Annotated in this window: 15 protein-coding genes; 5 read left to right on the top strand and 10 right to left on the bottom strand. The window is 37.2% G+C overall.

Annotated features, from left to right (window positions below):
- Positions 1–346: 346 nt before the first annotated feature.
- Positions 347–4,285 carry a two-component regulator propeller domain-containing protein gene (locus HCN54_RS03135; protein ID WP_167596489.1) on the bottom strand — a complete coding sequence of 1,313 codons (3,939 nt, stop codon included), beginning with the start codon at positions 4,283–4,285 and terminating at the stop codon, positions 347–349.
- A 350-nt stretch (positions 4,286–4,635) separates the two neighbouring features.
- Between HCN54_RS03135 and HCN54_RS03140 the strand changes: the two genes are divergently transcribed.
- The 5 genes from HCN54_RS03140 to HCN54_RS03160 all read left to right on the top strand — a co-directional run bounded on the left by HCN54_RS03140 (position 4,636) and on the right by HCN54_RS03160 (position 13,249).
- Positions 4,636–7,659: a SusC/RagA family TonB-linked outer membrane protein gene (locus HCN54_RS03140; protein WP_167596490.1), complete on the top strand. Its 3,024-nt coding sequence runs from the start codon at positions 4,636–4,638 to the stop codon at positions 7,657–7,659.
- A 17-nt stretch (positions 7,660–7,676) separates the two neighbouring features.
- On the top strand, positions 7,677–9,206 hold the full coding sequence (locus HCN54_RS03145) for a RagB/SusD family nutrient uptake outer membrane protein (protein WP_167596491.1): 1,530 nt from the start codon (positions 7,677–7,679) through the stop codon (positions 9,204–9,206).
- Between the two features lie 59 nt (positions 9,207–9,265).
- Positions 9,266–10,444, top strand: coding sequence for a cellulase family glycosylhydrolase (locus tag HCN54_RS03150; protein ID WP_167596492.1), 1,179 nt, complete (start codon positions 9,266–9,268; stop codon positions 10,442–10,444).
- A 137-nt stretch (positions 10,445–10,581) separates the two neighbouring features.
- Positions 10,582–12,258 (top strand): exo-alpha-sialidase, encoded by a 1,677-nt coding sequence (locus HCN54_RS03155; RefSeq protein WP_167596493.1) that lies wholly within the window; start codon positions 10,582–10,584, stop codon positions 12,256–12,258.
- 43 nt (positions 12,259–12,301) lie between these two features.
- Complete coding sequence (locus HCN54_RS03160) at positions 12,302–13,249, top strand: glycoside hydrolase family 43 protein (protein WP_167596494.1); 948 nt, start codon at positions 12,302–12,304, stop codon at positions 13,247–13,249.
- Between the two features lie 323 nt (positions 13,250–13,572).
- On the opposite strand, the gene HCN54_RS03165 is transcribed toward HCN54_RS03160, so the two are convergent.
- The 9 genes from HCN54_RS03165 to mnmE all read right to left on the bottom strand — a co-directional run bounded on the left by HCN54_RS03165 (position 13,573) and on the right by mnmE (position 21,439).
- Positions 13,573–13,887, bottom strand: a complete 315-nt coding sequence (locus HCN54_RS03165) for a DUF6730 family protein (RefSeq protein ID WP_167596495.1) — start codon at positions 13,885–13,887, stop codon at positions 13,573–13,575.
- Positions 13,884–14,708, bottom strand: coding sequence for a relaxase/mobilization nuclease domain-containing protein (locus tag HCN54_RS03170; RefSeq protein ID WP_167596496.1), 825 nt, complete (start codon positions 14,706–14,708; stop codon positions 13,884–13,886). Before HCN54_RS03170 ends, HCN54_RS03165 begins: the two co-directional genes overlap by 4 nt.
- Complete coding sequence (mbpA, locus tag HCN54_RS03175) at positions 14,705–15,001, bottom strand: mobilization protein MbpA (RefSeq protein ID WP_167596497.1); 297 nt, start codon at positions 14,999–15,001, stop codon at positions 14,705–14,707. Before mbpA ends, HCN54_RS03170 begins: the two co-directional genes overlap by 4 nt.
- Before the next feature lie 87 nt (positions 15,002–15,088).
- Complete coding sequence (locus HCN54_RS03180; RefSeq protein WP_167596498.1) at positions 15,089–15,943, bottom strand: toprim domain-containing protein; 855 nt, start codon at positions 15,941–15,943, stop codon at positions 15,089–15,091.
- Positions 15,944–16,122: 179 nt separating this feature from the next.
- Positions 16,123–17,355: a primase-helicase family protein gene (locus tag HCN54_RS03185; protein ID WP_167596499.1), complete on the bottom strand. Its 1,233-nt coding sequence runs from the start codon at positions 17,353–17,355 to the stop codon at positions 16,123–16,125.
- A gap of 64 nt (positions 17,356–17,419) precedes the next feature.
- Positions 17,420–17,701: a helix-turn-helix transcriptional regulator gene (locus tag HCN54_RS03190; RefSeq protein ID WP_167598828.1), complete on the bottom strand. Its 282-nt coding sequence runs from the start codon at positions 17,699–17,701 to the stop codon at positions 17,420–17,422.
- A gap of 255 nt (positions 17,702–17,956) precedes the next feature.
- Positions 17,957–19,102 (bottom strand): site-specific integrase, encoded by a 1,146-nt coding sequence (locus HCN54_RS03195; protein WP_167596500.1) that lies wholly within the window; start codon positions 19,100–19,102, stop codon positions 17,957–17,959.
- A gap of 80 nt (positions 19,103–19,182) precedes the next feature.
- Positions 19,183–19,542: a helix-turn-helix domain-containing protein gene (locus HCN54_RS17605; protein WP_167596501.1), complete on the bottom strand. Its 360-nt coding sequence runs from the start codon at positions 19,540–19,542 to the stop codon at positions 19,183–19,185.
- Positions 19,543–20,023: 481 nt separating this feature from the next.
- Positions 20,024–21,439, bottom strand: a complete 1,416-nt coding sequence (gene mnmE, locus HCN54_RS03205) for a tRNA uridine-5-carboxymethylaminomethyl(34) synthesis GTPase MnmE (RefSeq protein WP_167596502.1) — start codon at positions 21,437–21,439, stop codon at positions 20,024–20,026.
- Between the last annotated feature and the right edge of the window lie 126 nt (positions 21,440–21,565).

The following is a 21,565-nucleotide window of genomic DNA, read 5'->3' on the forward strand; positions in this document are numbered from 1 at the left end:
ATGATATTTTTATAAATAGGAATACAAGAGGATCATTATGTGAGATTACATAGTATGATTCTCGTGAAAGTTTTCTAGCGCTGCATTTAGATAGTGATCAATTCTGAGGAAGGATAAATATTTATAAAGTGGAGAGGCTGCTCTAAACCTATACTTATCATACATGAATAATTGACCTAGGTCACCTAAAGAATATTAGGTTCAATAAAAGTTCTAATTTATGGTGGCTAGGATCAAAAATCAAGACATATTTGAAGTTTAAATATATGGTTTGCCTTAAAATACCTGGAGAATAGGAAAACTACTCAATGTCTACCTTTCTATGAATCGCTTTAAATACCTAAAGTCAATCAACTTTCTTTAAAAATTCAGACGGTGGCATTCCAAAGTGCTTTTGAAAATTACGTCCAAAGTTGGTTTGTGATTTATAACCAACCTCCTCAGAAATTTCAAAAATTTTCTTGTTTGATGTTTTCAATAAAAATGCTGCTTTTCTGAGTCTACTTACGTTTATAAGTTCGTTTGGGGATAGTTCAGATATTTCTTTAATCTTTCGGTATAATGTTGATCGGCTCATATTCATGAGGCTGGCTAATGACTCTACGTTAAGATGAGGATCTTCTAAGTTTTGTAAAATTACCGTATCCAATTTAGAAAGAAAATCTTGGTCTGAGCCAGAGCTTGACAATGACTTCAAATGGGCTAGAGGTGAACTACTATAATGCCCTAAGATCGTTCTTCTATTTTCGAGAAGATTCGAGATTTGTACTAAAACATGATCCATTGAAAATGGTTTTGAAATGTAGGCATCTGCACCTGATTCTAAGCCTTCAATTTTTGCGTTTAAAGCACTTTTGGCAGTTAATAGGATTACAGGAATGTGACTAGTTTTAATGTCTTCTTTGATAAATCGACATAATTCGATTCCATTCAAAATAGGCATCATCACATCACTAATTACAAGTTGAATTTCATAATTCGAAATATAGTCTAACGCTTTCTGACCATTCCCAGCTATAATCACATTATAAATAGAGGACAATTCTGAAAACATAAAATCAGCAAGCTCACGGTTGTCTTCAGCAACTAAAATAGTCGGAACATTTTTATTAATATTCGGTGTGCCGTGTATAGCTGGATAAGTATCTATAGCGTCAGAGTGTTTGTGCACATTTTTTAAACCTTCAGATTGAAGAACAGGCATTTGTAAGATGAACGTGTTCATTTTATTCTGAGATTCAAAATATAAGCTACCGTGGTGCAGCTCGGTCAACGAATGAGCGAGTGACAAACCTATTCCTGTGCCTAGATTAAGGCGATCTCCTGGAACGCGGTAAAAAGGTTCGAAGATTCTTTTTTGAAGCTCCGTTGGAATTAATTTTCCGTCGTTTTGTATCGTTATTAGAAAGTCTGATTCTATTGATTTGAGATTGATTGAGACTTTGCTCTTAGAGTATTTAATAGCATTGTTAAAAAGGTTGCTCAATATTTTTTTGATGGCTTCTTCATCTACAAATGCGTAGATAGGTTCTTCTGTTTTTAAAAGTGAAAACTCGAGTTGTTTTTCTTGAATCATCTGACTGAAACGTACATACGTTTCTTCAAGGATCTCATTGATGTTGACCTCTACGAAATTCAGTTTTACATGCTGCATTTCCGTTTTTCTAAAATCGAGCAATTCATTTACAAGGTTTAAAAGTCTTGAGGTATTTTTCTCCATAATACCCAAATTTTTGGGTATTTCGGGGGACTTATAAGAGCTTTTTAAAAGCTTTTCTAAGGGGCTCTTTATCAGGGTCAGCGGTGTGCGTATTTCGTGAGCAATATTGGTGAAAAATTCAATTTTTGCCTGATAGATTTCTTTTTCTTTAGCATTTTCCAGCTGACGTATTCTGCTATTATTTTTATCCTTAGTATAGCGGTGATAGTATTGAAACGATAAAAATGCTATAACAATAAACAAGAGAATATATAAGGAGTATGCGGTTCTACTGGCAAAAAATGGAGGTGTTATCTCAATTTCTAGAAAATCGTCATTGGTACTCCAAACACCATGGCTATTTAATGCTTTAACTTGAAATAAATATGTGCCGGGGGGAAGTTGAGTGAAATTGACCTCGTGATTTTTACCTAGGCTTATCCAGTTGTCGTTAAGACCTTCTAGTTTATACCAATATTTGGTCATCTCAGGTGCGGTATAACTCAGAGTAGCAAATTCAAGTTTAAATGTGGATTGTTTATGAGTAAGACTCAATTTACTTGAAAAGGAAATTGATTTATTTAGGGGTGAATTAGCATTCTTGACACTTACTTCTTTGTTGTTAATTTGAATATCAGTGATATATATGGGTGGCTGATATGTGTTTTTAATAAAGGTATCAGGGTTAAAGCTGACCAGACCGTTAACGCTACCAAAATACATGACACCTGATTCGTCTTTAAATGCTGAACTGTAATTAAACTGGTCACTTAGTAAACCATTCGATTTAGTAAAAACTTTAATCTTCTCATTAACAGGATTGAATTCTACTAGACCGCTGGAAGTGCTAATCCATAAATCTTTATTTTGATCTTCAAGAATGGAATAAGTTACATTGCTTGGGAGTCCATCACTTTTGGTTATTCTTCTAAAATTTTTCTGTTCAGGATTGTATTTATTCAGGCCGTTTTCTGTGGTCACCCATAGCCGGTTTTCTGAGTCTTCAAAAATACCATTAATGACATTAGTACTAATACTGTTCGGATCTTTACTGTTGTATTTAAAAAAGCCTTTTTCCCCGCTCTTAGGATTGTAATAGTACAAACCATCCCAATAAGTTCCTGCCCACAAAACCCCTTGATGATCTTCAATTAAATAGGTGTAATGATAGGCTTCGGGAAAAGCTGTTACAACTTCAAATTCATTTAAATCTTCTTGAAAGCGATGAATTCCCGCAGAGGTTAGCACATAAAGATCTTTGTTTTTGGCTTCAAAAATATAGAGTACAAAGTCACTGCGTAACCCCTGGCCATTTTTCCCAGAGCCATAATGCTTGATTAATTTTCCAGTCTTGATATTAATCACATCAAGACCGTGTTCAAATGTACCTATCCACAATTCATCATTGCGAGCTAGTAAGCCATGAATATTATAATGAGCAATGGGGCCTTTATTTTTTACTGAAGCATAATTTTTAAATATTTCTGTTTGAGGGTTTAGGCGGTTTAAACCTGCATCTTCAGTTCCAATCCACAAATTACCGTACTTATCCTTTTGAATTTCCCTGACAGCATTGCCACTAATAGAGTTTTCACCCACTCGTGGAAAGTAACGTTTTATAGGGGTGTATTCTTTTGGGAAATAATTTACACCACCAAAATAAGTGCCTATCCAAACCCCATCTTCTTGGTCAAGAACCAGGCAGTAAATGGCATTATCAGATATTGAGTAGGGATTGTTGTAATTTTTTTTAAAGTTGTCTAAAACTTTAGTTTTAAGATTGTAAATGAAAATTCCAGATTCGCTTGCAATCCATAGTTCGTATTTATTTTTCCTTAGAAATTTTCTGACAAATAATGGATTTTCTTTCTCTGAAAATAAACTTGTAGTGTGGTTATTCACGAGAGTATGCGTCAGTACCCCGTTATCTTTAGTGCCTATATATAAGGTGTCATCAGCAACGTCAGCTGCGATTTCGGTAATGTTTACATTTCCACTAGAGTTAAAACCCAGATAAAGTTGCTGTAAAGAATTGGTATCTTCAACATAGGTGTATATCTGCTCAAAACTTGAAACGTAGATTTTGCCCTTTTCACTTTTGGAAATAAATGAGAAATTGGCCTCTTTAAAAACTTCTTCAGAATTATCAATAAGAGATTTCTTATATAAATTTCCTGAGGCTATATACCAGATGTTTCCTTTATTATCGTGGGTGATGTCAAGAATAGGTTGATCTTTTGTACTATTTAAGAGACTAAACGATTCGGTTTGTTCGTGGTATTTAAAAAGACCGGTATCTGTGCCTACCCATAGGGTGTTGTCAAACTCATATAGACAACGAATAAAATTGCTTCCTATACTACTGGAATCATTTGGGTTATGCTGAAAAATTTTATAGCTGTATCCATCAAACCTATTGAGTCCATCTTTAGTTCCAAACCACATAAATCCTCGATGATCTTGCAACATACTAATCACCGAATTATGGGATAAGCCATCTTCCACTCTATAATGATGAAAATTGGGACTTTGACAATAGATATTGACGACCCACAAAATTGTAATTATGGAAAACCAGAATTTCATAAATACAAAGCACGTGATTAAAACATGAATTGAATTAATACTTCCGTCCTATACTTCGACGATTTGTTTCAAAACGCCTAAAACTTAACTTTTTCTTAAAGATGAACAGAAGCGTCGAAAGATTGAAACACCAATTCAATGAGCTTTCAAATTAAAATAATCTCCTTTGTAGTGAGGTGAAATGATGAAATAACACCCTTTCTATTGAATTATTAATAGAATTGAATATTAAAAAGTAAGATATTGTTAAAATAAGACAATAAGCTTTTTTGGTTTTAAGGGTGTCTAATATTTGGAAACTTCATTAAATCGTCTCAATTAACTAAAACTAAAATTTCAAATGAAATTCTATGAGAACTAATTTACGTAACAATTTAAAGTCGATCTTGTTCCTGACTTTAATTGTTTTTTGCTTTAATCAATCGTTTGCGCAAGAAACAGAGATTACAGGAACTGTTACCACTGTAACTGGAGAGCCTATTCCATTTGCAAACATTTTGATTAAGGGAACATCACAGGGAACTTCTGCTGATTTTGATGGTATTTATTCCATATCAGCAGCAAGCGATCAGATATTGGTGTTCAGCTATGTTGGGTTTAAAACATTAGAAGTTCCGGTTGGAGATCAAAAAGTAGTTGATGTTCAATTGCAAGAAGATGTTGCAACTTTAGACGAAATCGTTGTAGTGGGGTATGGTACCCAAGATAAAAAAGATCTTACCAGTGCTATATCGGTGGTTAAATCTGACCAAATTCAGAAAAGACAAACAACTACGGTAGCTGAAAGTTTACAAGGTTTGGCGACTGGGGTTAATGTGCGTGGTGGTGGTCAACCAGGGCAAGAGGCCAAAATTGAAATTCGTGGCTTAAAAAATCTTCAAAATGCCAATCCGCTATACGTGATAGATGGATTAGTGACCACGGCTAACCGTGATTTTAATCCTAATGATATTGAGTCTATTCAAATCCTTAAGGATGCAGCTGCAGCTGCAATCTATGGTTCACGAGCGGCAAACGGGGTAATAATTATTACTACTAAAAAGGGTAAACAGGGGCCCTTGCAAGTTTCAGTGAGCTCAAAATGGAGTGTAACTGAGGTTCCTCGATATGATTTAGCCGGGCAAGAAGAGTTTGTGCGTTTAAACAATATGGCTTATGATAATTCTGGTATTCCTAGGCAAGATTTAAACCTAGATGTAAACACAGATTGGCAGGAAGAAGTATTCCGTACAGGCCTTATTCAAGATCAGAATGTAAGTTTTTCTGGCGGTGGTGAAAACTCCTCTTACTTTATGTCTGGTAATTATTTTGGTAATAAAGGAACTGTAATAGGTACAAAATTTGATCGAGTATCCTTTAGGGTAAACAGTAGTGGTACCAAGGGGATTTTTAGTATTGGTGAGAATCTAGCGCTTTCTAACTCTAAAAATAATGAAATAGGTGGACCGGAAGCGTTACGTGGAAATCCATTTATTGATGTAGTAAGATTATTTCCTACCATTCCAGTGTATGATGAAGATAATCCAGGTGGATATGGTTATGGTAAATCTGGAGTCGCAAATACTTTTGCTGCGAATCCAGTGGCCATTTCAAATCTTATTGATCAATCGATACAAAATTTTAGAATTCGAGGTAACGTATGGGCGGAGCTCAATCCGTTTCCTTTTTTAAAGTATCGAGCGAGTTTTGGCTATGAGACTAGTTTTGACAATTTCAAATATTTGAGAAAGGAAGGTAGCTGGACGTTGAATCAACCTTATGAGGCATCATTTACCAATCAAAACAGGGCCCAATCCCAAACGAAATTATTAGAAAATACGTTGACTTTTACCCACGATTTTGGGAAGCACGGTCTTACAGTTCTAGCAGGTACGACGTATCAGAAGGATAGCTACGAACAAATAAATGGATTAAAGAGAAATTTGCTTGTCAACCCGAATACTGGAGAATACTTTGACGTTTTAGATTTAGGGGATCAAGCACAAGTAGGTGGATTTAGAAATGAAGCTTCCTTACTTTCTTACTTAGGAAGATTGGAATACAATTATGACGACCGGTATTTATTGAATGCAGTATTCAGAAGAGATGGCTCCTCACGCTTTAGTGATGCTAATAAATGGTCTAATTTTCCGTCACTCTCGTTAGCCTGGCGTTTGAGTAACGAATCTTTTTTTAATATAGAATCCATTAGTGACTTGAAACTACGTGCAAGTTATGGAGAGTTAGGGAGTGGTAACATAGGCAATTATGAGTATCAAGGATTTATAAACACCTTTGGTGCGATAGTTTTAGGTACAGGTCAAAACTTGACCCCATCCGCTACACAGGTCAGACTTGCTAATTCAGAACTGCAGTGGGAGACCTTAAAACAGACCAATCTAGGTTTGGATCTAGCCTTATTTAAAAATAAACTTCAAATAACAGCAGATTACTTTATTGCAAAGACCGAAAATGTGCTGTTTGGTTTTCCAATTTTATTATCGACAGGTAATGATGGTGGAAACCCTATTGCAAATGCAGCAACCGTTGAGAACAAAGGTTTTGAATTGAATATAGCCTATAACAAAGTCATCAATAATGATTTAAGTTTCAATGCTTCTTTAAACTTCACGAAACTTAACAATAAGTTGGTTAAACTAGGGAATGGTTTAAATGAAAGTATTCAAGGAAATACTATAACCAGAGCAGGCGGTCCTGTGGGTATGTGGTATGTATTGCAAACTGACGGCTTGTTTCAGAGTCAAGACGAAATAAACAATTATACGAATTCTGAAGGAGAGGTTATTCAGCCAGGAGCTGTACCAGGAGATATACGTTTCGTTGATTTTAATGATGATGGTGAAATTACTAATGAAGACAAATCAATTGTAGCAAGCCCGTGGCCAGATTTTGAGATGGGCTTCAACGCAGGTGTTACGTATAAGGATTTTGATTTCTCAATGAACTGGATTGGTTCTTTCGGAGCTACCGTTTACAACGGATATCGCAGTATAGTAGATCGTTTTGATGACGATAGTAATTACCGGGCCGGTGTACAACCTTGGACTCCAGAAAATCCAAACACCGATTTTCCTAGGATTGTAAAAGGAACAACGCTCAATTCACGGGCAGATAGTGATAGATGGTTAGAGGATGGAAGTTTTGCCCGCTTAAAATATATCGGATTAGGATATAGTTTGCCTCAAAATACTCTTGACAAAATAGGATTTTCAAAAGTTCGTTTGAGCCTTTCTGCTCAAAATATAATCACGATCACGGGATATGAAGGTCTAGATCCTGAGTTCAGCAACAGTAATATTTTTCAACGAGGTGTAGACTTAGGTTCCTATCCTAACGTACAAACTTATTCATTAGGAGTAGAATTTGGTTTCTAAAATAAAACAGTAATAAAATGAGAAAAATACTAACAATACTTACAGTAACCTGTTCGCTTCTGGGGGTAGTTTCCTGCCAAGAAGACGAGCTTGATCTTAAAAACCCAAATGCATTGACCACAGATCAATTTTGGGTGACGCCGAATGATGCAGAGTTAGGTGTTAATGCTATTTATGCAATGTCTTATAAGGATGGCTTATGGTCTAGATGGATGTCTTTTAGACTCGATTTAACTTCAGATGAAGGTTTCAGCCAAAGCCCGTGGATAGAATTAGCAGACTGGACACGTTTTAATTATATCAACTATAATTTTTGGGAGGGTAATGGTGTGACGTGGAGAGATACCTATAAAGCCATTTTTAGAGCCAATCAAGTATTAGCAAATGTGCCGGATATAGAGTTTGATGATGCGGCAAGAAAGCAATCTATATTAGCAGAAGCTAAGTTTTTACGGGCGTTGAATTATTACTATGTGGGCTTACTTTGGGAGAATGCGCCTATTATTTTGGAGCCTTCAAAGCCAGATGATCTGCCGATGCAATCCACTCAGCAGGAGATCTACAGCCAAGCCGAATTAGACCTAAATGAAGCTTTCGAAGATTTACCCTTACAATGGGATGCTGAGAATCTTGGACGTCCTACAAAAGGTGCAGCAAAAGCAATGCTTGCGAAAATTTATATGCAACAGCGCCAATGGGGTGCTGCAAAAACTGCATTGGATTTTTTAGTTGTAGGAGAAGGAGCGAACTATAGTCTGGTATCAAATTATAAGGACAATTTTACAGATATAAATGAGAATAACTCAGAATCTGTATATGAGATTCAGTTTGGGGATCAGCGGAGAGGTGGTACTGGAGAAGGACCGAACGCAGCCGTATCAAGTACTAGAGCTCAGTTTTTTGCCCCTCGCGGGATTGGCTGGTCAGATGGACAAGCCCGTTTTTGGCTTGTAAATGCTTTCAAGCAAGAATTAACGGTCGATGGCAACCTAGATCCACGATTGCAACATTCTCTTTTTTATCCAGATCTATTTGAAGATTTTGGAGATAAAACTTACTCTAGAGACTGGGAGTGGGGAGAAGATGAGGCTTGGTTTAGAAAGGGAGCGCGTGATTATAAACGGGATAATGAAGATTATTTTTCTGAAGTAAACTGGCGATTAATTCGTTATGCTGATATTCTATTGCGTTATGCAGAAGTTTTAAATGAACTAGATATGACGGCAGATGCTTATCAATATGTTGATCAGGTTCGAGCACGTGCAAATATGGCTCCGCTTGCTACAGCATATCCTGAAATAGGAAATGATCATGATCTGTTTCTAGAGCGTCTTAAAATAGAACGTGTTTTAGAATTATCTGGCGAAAGTGTGCGTTGGGAAGATCTTAAAAGATGGGGTGATTTAGAAACGCAGGAGTCTGTAGATGCAATAGCAGAGCGTGATCCCGATTTTAAAAACTTTGAAATAGGTAAGAATATTCGTTTGCCTTTACCACAAGTAGAAGTAGAAAATAATCCTAATATGGAACAAAATCCACAATATTAACAACCCTAGTGCCTCCAAGTAAAGTATGGAGGTATTTTGAGGGGTCAAATATAAAATTGATGAAAAGACTAAGTTTTATTCTAACTCTTATAATGGTAAGCATGCTTTTTTCGTGTAAGAATACCAAAGAGGATTCTAAGGAGGTTGCGCTCAATACTAGCGATACAATTTCTGTAAATACCAGAGCAATCTGGTCTCAAGAAGAGGCCAACGCGTGGTACGCTAAGCAACCTTGGCTTGTAGGTGCTAATTTCAATCCGAGTAATGCCATAAATCAATTAGAAATGTGGCAAGAAGAGAGTTTTGATCCAGAGCGTATTGACGAAGAATTAGGCTGGGCTGAAGATATTGGAATGAATACCATGCGGGTTTATTTACATGACCTACTACATAAAAGCGATAAGGAGGGCTTGTATAAGCGCATGAATGAATTTTTGAAGATAGCGGATAGTCACGGTATTAAACCGTTATTTGTTCTATTTGATTCGTGCTGGGATCCTTTTCCAAAGGCAGGGGAACAACGAGCTCCCAAGCCACACGTTCATAACTCTGGGTGGGTACAAAGTCCTGGGCAGGAAGTGTTGAAAGATAGTACACAATACGGCAGATTAGAGTTATATGTAAAAGAAACCATAGGAGCATTTAGAACAGACGATCGCATTTTAGGTTGGGATATTTGGAATGAGCCAGATAATATGACTGGGCCTTCCTATGAAGATATAGAAATTCCAAATAAAGCAGAGTTGATAATGCCACTATTGGAAAAGGCATTTGGATGGGCACGATCTGTCAATCCGCAACAACCACTTACTTCGGGTGTATGGACGGGAGACTGGAGTGATCCCAAAACAATGAGTCCGTTTCATAAAATGCAATTGGAACAGTCGGATATTATTACATTCCACAATTACGATTTACCTGCCGATTTTGAGAAAGACATTAAAAATCTACAGCGTTATGGCAAACCTATTTTATGTACAGAATATATGGCCAGACCTAACGGAAGTACCTTTGAAGGCTTTTTACCTATAGCTAAAAAGTACAATGTAGGAATGTATAATTGGGGCTTTGTAGATGGCAAAAGTCAAACTAAATATCCTTGGGATAGTTGGACGAAAACCTATACTTCGGAACCCAAAGAGTGGTTTCATGAAATTTTTCATACAGATGGAACACCTTATAGAAAAGCAGAGACTGATTTGATTACAGACCTTACTTCTGAAGTAAATGCGAAATAACAAAAACATCCGTCATTTGGTAAATATTGAATGACGGTTTTTATTTTATGAAAAAATCACTTTTAATTATAATATGTCTTTTATTCGGGTTTTGTAATACTCAATGTGCTGCAGATCAATTATCAGACTCAGAGCAGATGGTCCAACCCAGTGATTCAGAATCTGAAATATCAACACAAGAACCTGTAACTGGTATACGAATCGCCTGGGATGCTTCTACAAAAACACAGATATCTGAATTGGGAGATGTGGGCTATAATGGTTACGCTCGGGTGATTCAGTTGACCGATGGGGCATTGGTGGTAACGTATGAATCCCATGGAAAGATCCTGGTTAAGAGGAGTACAGACTTAGGTCAAACTTGGTCATCTCTCATAGTTGTGGCTGATTATAAAAATGGTGTATCTAATACTACTCCAGATCTTATTGAGTTGAAAAACGGAACGATTTTACTTGCTTATAATCCTAGACCGGGAAATACAGCATCCGTAGATGAGCATTTTTCGATTAAAGTTATTCAAAGTTCAGATGGCGGTAGGTCTTGGCATAATGACCAAACGGTCTACACCGCTGATACCTTATTTGAAAATGGAGCCTGGGAACCTACTTTTTTACAACTGCCCAGTGGAGAAATTCAACTGTATTTTTCTAATGAGAATATTTACAGAAATTCTAACGAGCAAAACATTTCGATATTACGGTCTACTGATAACGGATTATCTTGGACTTTAACTCCTGAGATCACTAGCTTTAGAAGTGGTCATCGTGACGGAATGCCAGCACCTATTTATTTAAAGGATACTGAAGAAATTGTATATGCCATTGAAGATAATGGTGATAATAATCAGTTCAAGCCATATATTATACGCAATACCTTGGCTCAAAATTGGTCAACTTTCGTTAGCGCTAGCAGTCCTAACCGAAGTTACGCTTTACAAGATGCATTAGAGAAGGATGAATATGCAGGAGCTCCAGATCTTGTTCAATTGGCCAATGGCGAGGTACTGTTATCCTATCAAGGAACTGAAAACAGAGCAGGAACGGATTTGAATAATGCTGAAATGCGTGTGGCGATAGGAAACAAAATTGCCCAAAATTTCAACAGAACAACATCTCCTTTTGTAATTCCTGAAAATAAATCTGCACTATGGAATAGTATCACCGTTTTAGAAGACGGAACGGTTCTAGCATTAACTACTACCAATGCCTTTTCCTCTGCGAATAACTCCGAAGTGTGGATGATTAAAGGATATGTTATTCCGCAACTACGAGCAGAAAGTGCAACGATTAATATTGACGGAGCCCAAACTGAAGATATTTGGGAACATAATTTTCCATTATTTGTTGGTCATATGGGGGATACGCAGTTGCGTGGAACTGTTTCGGCAGATTCTAATAATTTATATATTCTTACACGGACCACAAATAATCAGGGTGCTTCTACAATTGCAACACAAAATAATGCAAACGGGACAATCCTATATTTAGATCCTCAGGCTCAAAATAAGCTAAGACCTGATGCGGGAATCTTTAAAATCCAAATATCGGTCAAAGGTGAAGCGGCTATTTATGAAGGAGCTGCCGGAAATTGGGATCAGATTGAAACACCACAATTACAAGTTGCTGTAGCGGAAAATGAGGGGATTATACAAGAAATTGCAATTCCTTGGGAGGTTTTGCATCATCGATTTCAAGTCGACACGGAGTTAGGGTTTAGTATTGCTTTAATAGGACGCGGAGAGGCGAATTATACTGAAATGCTATCTACTACAAATGGTGATGAACCATATACGTGGTTGCGTTTAAAGATTTAAGAAAGTAAGATAAAGGACGAGTTTAATGCTAAACTGAAAAATTATGCAATTATACATTTTATATTTCCTGATTCTGTTAGGAGGTTTAAGATTAGCGGCACAAAGCCAAAGAGATGATGTAATCTATCTGGCAGATCCTACAGTTTTTGAAGATGAGGGTATGTATTATTTATATGGTACAAAAGGCGATAATACTATAAAGGGTTCCGGTTTTTTAGTATATACTTCTAAAGATCTTAAACACTGGGAAGGCCCAGTAGGATCATCTGATGGTTTTGCGCTAAAAAAAGGCGATGCTTATGGAAATAAAGGCTTTTGGGCTCCGCAAATATTTAAACATAAAGCCAAATATTATATGGCTTACACCGCAAATGAAAACATAGCAATAGCAACAAGTGACAGTCCTTTAGGGCCATTTGTAAACGATAACAAAGCATTGGAAGCTCCCGTTCGGCAGATTGATCCTTATGTATTTTTTGATGAGGATAAGGTGTATTTATATCACGTGCGGCTTCAAGAAGGTAACCGTATTTTTGTTGCCGAGATGAATGCAGATCTCAAAAGCATAAAGCCGGAAACGTTGCGAGAATGTATCAATGCAGAAGAGACATGGGAAAATACTGCAAATGCAGATTGGCCTGTTGCCGAAGGACCTACGGTTTTCAAAAAAGATGCACTGTATTACTTGTTATACTCTGCTAATGATTACAGAAATCCAGATTATGCAGTCGGCTATGCTATAAGTAGGACTCCGTTAGGACCTTGGGAAAAAATGAAAACAAATCCGTTGATCTCGAAATTAGATAGTAACGCTGGTACAGGCCACGGGGACCTTTTTTATGATAAAAGAGGTAGAATGAAATATGTTTTACATACACATTTATCAAATGAGGAAGTCGGTCCACGTAAAACGGCAATACTTGAATTATATTTAAAAAATCAAAAGCTAAGCGTAAAAAATAATAGTTTCTATTTTGTCGAAAAGCAATAGTTCTATAGCTAAAGAGTATATCGGTCTACGAAGTTTGGAGGTACAGTTTCATTCTCATAGATCTTTGAAAATAATGGGAGACTTTTATGTCATATGGTCTAAGGCTTAAGATGTTAAAAATCATTGTGTTGATGTGCGAAATAAATTAAGTTAGGGTTTTAAGGATACGCAGTTTAGTCGAGATGTTAAAAGGAGATAAAGAAAATTACACATAATATTCTTCTAAGAAAGGTAAGCTAGAAACACTTCGAATTTTTTCTTTCTGAAAGGCCTTCACAAAAGACAGGTCTTTTTGAAAGAAAAATAAATTCCAATTTCACTTCTTAGCGCAGCAATAGAAAGACAATACAAAATGCTTGTGAAAGAAAAAGAAGCAGGGCTAAGATGATAAACCAATTTGGGATCGTTCGCGTATGCTTGATCTTTCTCAGAAGTTCCTTGCGATTTTCCTGCTGCGAGATTTGATGCAACTCCAATTTTCTAAGATGCGCTTCGACCATCTTTTCAATTTGGGTGCTATCTGCTTGTATGGAGGTGCTCTTAAGACTTTGTTCAATGCGTTCTAAGCGATTGACCTCGTGTTTGAATGAATGTAATTCTTCAACCAGCAGTTCTGATAAGTGTTCTAGTTTAGTCATATTCCTATTCCTTTATCGATTACTAGTTTTAATACTTTTTTAGCCACAGCTTTGGCCAGGCTTGGCGCAATAGGTATGCTCCCTCCGGATAACACAACAGCTTTGGCGCGGTTGATGGATTTAAGCAAACTACTGGCCGACATTGAGCGATGTACTTCACTTCCCTTAATGTTTTGACCTTTGTATTCAAAACGAAACCCCTGCAGCTGTTTTGATTTATTGATCACCGGGATCACGGTAATGTGCTGCTCTTGCATGCGATTGATGTAAGTCTGAAGATCTTTAGTAGAGCCTTGAATAGCCTGCTGATGAATTTTATGGATTTCACCTCGCGTCTGTGCTAAGGCTTTGTTTTTCTCAAGCTGAACGTCCTGTACGGTTTGAATACCCATTTGCTTTGCGGTCCGCTCAGCGGCCCACTGACTTTGCTTTCCGATAAAACTATCAGTATAAGCATTCCCTTTTAGATCGATTCGATTCACATAGAGATGCACGTGGGTATGTGCTTTGTCCCGATGTACATACGCCACTGCTTGGCGCTCTTGTAATTTCATATGTTGAATAAAGGTTTTAGTGAGTTTCCCTAAATCCTCTGTGTTCATTTGAGCTCCATCGGTTACTGTCGGACTTAGAACAAAACTCAACGTGTTGCGCTCACAATTTTGATTGAGCGCTTGCACGGCTTTAAATTCTTGGGTGATCTCTTCAGCAGTACCGCCTACAACCAGATCGCTATATACTAGCTCCGCTTGTTTGTCTGGATCATTACCGTAACGCAACGCGCCAAGGGTACTGGATATAGCACTGCCTTTGCCAATCATTTCATTATGGTTTTTAGATGTTTCTTGATTTCTTCAGCTACCTGAATGACTTCCTCACTAAGTTTTGGATTACCTTTTTTATACATATTCCCAATGCGTTTAAAATTGTTGTGATATTTCACCAGCATTTTATAGGTATGAATATGTTCTTCATTCATCCGCTCGGTGATCTGTTGCTCCAACAAACTTCTTCTGCAAAAAGCACTCAGGCTCAAGCCTGCAGCTTTTGCTTTTATCTGCAGCAATTTTTTCTCATACACGCTGCATCTGAATTTGATAAGTGCTCGTTTCATCGTTTGTTTTTTTTCTTTGCAACCACCGGGAGCAAAGCAAGATTGTGGCCACAGCCACACATCTTGCCCTGCTTCCCAGAAATCAGTTTAATGCGTTTTCATCAGCCAGGCATTAAGGTCTTTTTCCGCTTTATAGAAACTGGATTTATCAATACACGTAGCGTTGTTGTATAGAAAGAATGAAGTTGTTTTTCTTCCGGCGTCATCCTGATCGAGATACAATTCAACAGTAGTGTAGGTATCAAAATAGGGGAGTGCTTTTTCAGCAAAAGCAACAGAGTTTAAAATCAGAAAATCAGCTTCCCGTTTTAAGTTTGAAAAAAGTGTAAGCAGCGATAACAAATCAAACATTCCTTCAATGACGATCAAGTTTTGAGATCCATTAGTGATCCATCGCAAGTCCTTTGGGGAGCTGGATGCTTTAAAATATGTGTTTCTAAGTTCCCATCCTCCGGAATTGTTTTTCAGACCAATTGAAAAACCGTACTTCTCTTTTATGGTATAATGCACTTCTTTGCAAAACCCCTGCGCTACAACCGGACTAATTTTTCGACTTTGCAGATAGGCTAATAATGCCGGATGTTGAATCGATTTTACCTGTCTGATTACAATTCCAGATTTGTTTACTTTCGGTAATTGTGGTTTTGGAAGCGCATAGTTTCTGGTATTGACTTGAGCTAAAATTGCTAAAGCTTCACCTACAGCTATATTCTGAAGCTCACAAATAAGATCGATGCAATTGCCGCCTTTACCCAGTCCGTGATCGTACCAGCAGTTTAAAGATTTAGAGACTTTAAAGGAGGCTTGGGTTTCTGACCGCAGGGGACTCAGAAACCAAGCTTCCTTTTCCGTATTGCGAGTGGGAAGGTGCCCTAAAAATTCCAGCGCCTTAACGATGGGTATTTTTCGGGCTTGTTCACACGATAGTTTTTCTTTTTTCATCTGCACGCTATTTTTAAAAATAAAATGATGATTTGATGACTAATCTTCTTAAGCCTTGAAAACATTGGCTTTACCGTGTCATCAAAAATTCATCGTTTCATCATTTTTGATTTTTTAAGCTTAGTTTTTGTCATCATTTATTTTTTTGATGACAGTTTGATGATAAAATGATGACAGCTTCAGCCCTTATAAACAGTGGGATCATCTTCATCTGTCATCGTCTCATCAAAATTTTGGATCAGAAATTCCTTTTTTACGGTAAAGTAGCGGCCTTTTGCTTCAATTAGGGTGATAGTACCTTCAGACCAAATCACAAATTTTCGATACTGATTGGAGTTGGGTTGATTGGTAAGTTTCCAGTCCACCTTTAGTAATCTGCGCAGCTGGGTAAGATCGGTCTTTACTCGAGTTTTGTTCAAGGCATTCAAAGCATCCAGCGGACAAAAATCTACTTCTTCTAAATCAAATTTTTCAATAACTCCCATCAGGATACTGGCCAACTCTTTTTCTACGCGGTTCCTATTATTTTTTACAAGCTTGGTAAGCGCAGCGGTTTTGATCTGTCCTGGAGTAAACCACATACGCGTCTGATGTGGTGTACTTAGTTTGCGATTGGATAGGAAATAAAGAAAAGCAGGAATCTCTGTAATCAGATGTTCCAAAAAGTTGGTGCTTTCTTTTTTAATAGAAGGCACCTTCAACACCCAAAAACGCGTTTCATTGGCATCAACCTTTATAAAGTTATCCTCATTGTTACTACAGAGGATAAACTTGCCGAAGAATTCCACTTCACGTTTATCTTTTCCTTTAGCCTCGAGCTTATTGATATTGGTGGTGCTAAGGTATTTGATGCGTTCGGTAAGCTCTTCTTTATTGAAAAGAACTTCATCAATACAGATTAGGAGTTTATTGGCCCAATCAGAATTGAACTGACTGCTAAAGCTATCATTAGTAAGGTAGGTCAGGTTGTTCTCAAAAATGGATTTAAGCCATTTTAGAAAGGTGCTTTTCCCGGTGGAACGTTCTTTAGATACCAGACAAAGAATCGGTAATACTTGAACAGGTCTAGTGTAGAGTAGTTGCAGATAATCTAATCCCAAGGCTAATTGCTTACCAAAGATGTGCTCAAGAAAACCAATAGTGGTTTCACAAGAACCTTCAAGAGGTTCTTTGCTTAGAGGTGAATAGATATTATAGAAGCCTTTGTATTCCTGCTTAAAGTTGATATGATTGGGAATACAAGTAAACCCATCATACTTTGGTATTTTTGTCAAATAGGCTTTACCGTGATCTTGTTTGATGGTCTCGATATTCCAGTGTACAAGAAACTCATTAAAATGACCGGCAATAGTAGGAGCAGCCACCAATTTGTAATACGTGGTGCCCACCCTTTTATAAGGTATAGCTTTCATAGTGAATAGTATTAATAATGAAAAGAACCCCTGATTCGAAAAGAATTAGGGGCTTAGAGTAGCATCACCGTTTTTTCAAGGTGTATTCAAGGGCTTCCTGCTCAATCTGTGAATTCGATTTACGCTGATTTTCTAAAAGCCAGTTGTTGAGCAGATCGATATCAAAGTAAATAAGTTTACCGCCTGGCTTGCTGTGTGGGATACCTCCAGTAGAGGTCAGTTTGTACAGATAGCTTCGTGACATACCTGTATAGTCACAGGCTTCATCAAGATTGAGTACTTTTTTTTGGCTAAGTAACAGCGATTCAATGCGTGCTAGCCGTTCGTCTAAATTAATCGTGTTCATCATATTCGATTTTAAGGTGAATAGTGAACAAAGCGCTTTGTTTATTTATGATTGAATTCTTGAATTAAAAGTAGCGCCAAGGTTAATTTAAATGAAGTTTATTAGGCTGTTTTTATGCACAAAACAAGGAAAAACAATTGTATAAGTTATTTGTTTTCAGATGAAATCAAATGATTGCATTAAAAATTTTAGACTGTGAAGTGACTACTAAATCTCAACAAATAATAGTTAGGATAACGAAGTTTTTGAGAGTTATCAACAGGTCAAATCTGAGATTTCCAATTTCGGAATCAAATAGGCTGCTTCTTTCTTCTTAGTATCTACAATTTTAGCATAGATCTGAGTTGTGCGAATTTCTTTGTGTCCAAGAATTTTGGAGACGGTATAAATGTCGGCTCCGCGCTCCAGTAAAAGAACGGCGTGAGTATGTCTGGCGCTATGAAAGGTTATATGCTTCGTAATTCCGGCGCGCATACACCAACGGAGTATTTCCGCGTTAAAGTGAGCCCCGTACTTCAAGCCTTGAAACACACGTGTATTTTCTTGCTTTCGGCTTCCTAATATAGAACGTGCCTGATCCGATAGGTATTGATATTCCTGAGCAGCCGTTTTCTTTTGCTTAAAAACTAGTCGAGAACCCTCTTCCTCATCCCGTACTTCAGACCAAATAAGTTTATTAATATCACTCCATCGTAATCCGGTAAGACAACTGAATATAAAAGCATTTTTAAGTATTTGATGTTTACATTCAGCTTTAGCTAAATTTTGTAATTCGTCAAGCGTTAGATATTCACGCGTTGTTTCACCCATCGCAAAGCCTTTTACAGTAGAAGCGTAATTGCGACTGGTATAGCCATCATTAAAGGCTTGACGTAAAGCAGCTTTAAATTTATTGTAATAGGTGTATTTAGAATTTTGCGATAATAGGGTGTTGGATTTAGTCTTCGCTTTTTTATTGAGGTATTTCTTGAAACCATAAACAAAGTTTTCATCAATATCCTCAAAAGTAACCTGTTTGTTTTTGCAGAATTTCTCAAGATGATTTTGAGCGGCATCCCAATTGTCGTAATTCCCCTTGGATTCATAGCGCTCTTCTTTTAACTTATCGTAATAGGAGAGGAAGTTCAATTTTTCCTTAGAACGATCCTTAATGCTATACTTGCCTTGAGCATATTCAGCGCGACGAATCGAAAGGATTTGTTCAGCTCTTAACTGAGTTTCTTCATTGGCCTTCTTTTCAGATGCGTTTTTAGGGTTGATAATGAGATACTGTTTGAGATACTCAAATTCCCTCAAGTGTTTTGTCTTTCCTTTTTCATCTAGGGTGTGGCCTCTATAATATTCTATGTACAGGCTGTACTTCCCGGAATTGAGTTTCTTTTTTTTCAAATGTATTTTCATAACTCAATAGTATTAGGAGTTAATAGATAAGAAAGCAAAACCGAGATTTGATTATAAGTAAGATCTCAAATGTAATGGAATTACATAGGAATTACTTGTTCTAAAGAGCGTCTGTTTATTCTTATGAGTCGTTCCGATAAATTGACTGCTTTAATAGTCCCGTTATTAATTAGACGGTATACCGTTCTTGTAGAACAGCCAATTATTTGGGATACATCTTGAACTGTAAGGAAGTCCTTAGAATTTATGACATCAATACGCTTTGAATGAATCTGATTATTCTTTACCAGTGATGCTTCATTAATTTTTTGCTTCTTTTTACGTGCTTTATAATCTCTGCTATTGCATTTGTGAGAACAGTATCTAGTAGTGAGGGTCTTTGCAATAAACTCATTGCCACAATATTCGCAAATGCTTTTCAGCCTGATATTACTACTCATTTATCTTGTGTATTTCATCAAAACATGGCTAAGTTAATAAAATTAGGAGGAAATAGAGTGAAATAAGAAGAAATAAGTATACTTAAGTGTATTTAAGATGATTTAAGTTGAAATAGTCGCCATAATTTCGCCAAATTGAAAAAGGTATTGAACTACAATTTCCGAAGAAAATCAATGTGTAAATTATTGTTTATCAGTATTTTAATTAAAAAATGTCTATCTTTGGAAAATTAATATGATTCATGAAAAATCGAAAATATCTATATAAAAAGGCGAAATTATTCACTTTAATCCTAATGAGGTGTAAATTTTTACACCTCGTTGGGATTAAAAGCTTACTGAGGTGTAAATGAGGTGTAAATTTTGACCAAAAAACATCAAAAAATGAGAAAATTAAATTTAGAAATTCAGAGAATTAAAATGTTAACTATTTGTAAATCAGTGTTATTTGATGTCAAATGATATTAAATAAAACTAGAGGCTATTTACCAATACAAAAATTAGCAAAAATATTTCCGAGCAATTCATCATTAGTGACTTGTCCTGTGATTTCGCCAAAGTGATACAGCGCTTCTCGAATATCAATTGCCAACAAATCACCGCTTAAACCGGCATCGATGCCCAGTTGTACTTTTTCGATCTCTTCCAAGGCTTTAAGTAGTGCGTCGTAATGACGGGAGTTGGTTACCAGAGTTTCGTTATTGCGAAGTGCTCCGGTATTAACAAATTGAAGCAACTGCTCCTTAAGCGCTTCGACCCCAGTTCTGGTTTTAGCAGAAATAAGCAGTACCGCCGATTTGTTACCTTCTGAGACCAGTTTGGCAAGTTGGTCGTTGATTAATTCTTGTTCAGCTTCCGTGAGGTGATCGATCTTGTTGGCTACCAGGACCAATGGCTTGTCTGGGAAACGATTTCTGATCTTTTGTATTTCCACCGTAAATAATTCGGCTTGATCTTTAAACTTCTCCGAATTGATGAGGTAAAGTACGACTTGTGCTTGTGCGATCTTTTCAAAGGTTTTTTTAATCCCTAAACCTTCAATAACATCTGCCGTTTCGCGGATTCCAGCAGTATCTATAAATCGGAAACCAATACCACCTATTGAAATTTCATCTTCGATAGTATCTCTTGTAGTACCGGCGATATCACTAACAATAGCGCGTTCTTCGTTGAGCAAAGCGTTCAATAAGGTTGACTTACCCACATTAGGTTCGCCCACGATGGCAACCGGAATTCCGTTTTTGATCACATTTCCGGTTGCAAAAGAATCGATAAGTCTTTTTAGAACGCGTGTAATCTTTGATATTAGTTGCTGAAATTCTTCGCGATTAGCAAATTCCACGTCTTCTTCAGCAAAGTCAAGTTCGAGCTCTATAAGCGAAGCAAAATTGAGTAATTCTTGACGCAGCTGAGCAATTTCGTTTGAGAAACCGCCGCGCATTTGCTGCATAGCGATCTGATGCGCCCCAGCATTATCACTGGCGATGAGATCTGCTACAGCTTCCGCCTGACTCAAATCCATTTTCCCGTTGATGAACGCACGTAGGGTAAATTCGCCGGCTTTTGCTGCCCGGCAGCCATTTCTAAATAAAAGCTGAAGAATTTCTTGCTGAATGTAAGAACTACCGTGACACGAAATTTCAACCGTCGGCTCTCCGGTATAGGAGCGTTTCCCTTTAAAAATAGAAACTAAAACTTCATCAATAATCCGGGAACCATCAATAATGTTGCCCAGATGAAGCGTGTGCGAATCTTGCTCGATCAGCTTTTTTTTGCTTTTCGCTTGAAAAAGATCAGAAACGATCGAAAGCGCCTGAGTTCCGGAAACCCGAATTACAGCAATTGCTCCAGCGCCTGGCGCAGTCGCTAATGCAGCTATAGTGTCTTGAATTTGCATGCTGCAAAATTACAAAATAAGCAGCTCGCAACAGCCCATAAAAAATCCCCGATACACTAAAGTATCGAGGATTTTCAACTAACTAACCAACCAAAAAAATCAAACTATGTCCCACGATCGTGGGGT

Source organism: Leeuwenhoekiella sp. ZYFB001 (genome assembly GCF_011784865.1).
Classification (GTDB): Bacteria; Bacteroidota; Bacteroidia; order Flavobacteriales; family Flavobacteriaceae; genus Leeuwenhoekiella; species Leeuwenhoekiella palythoae.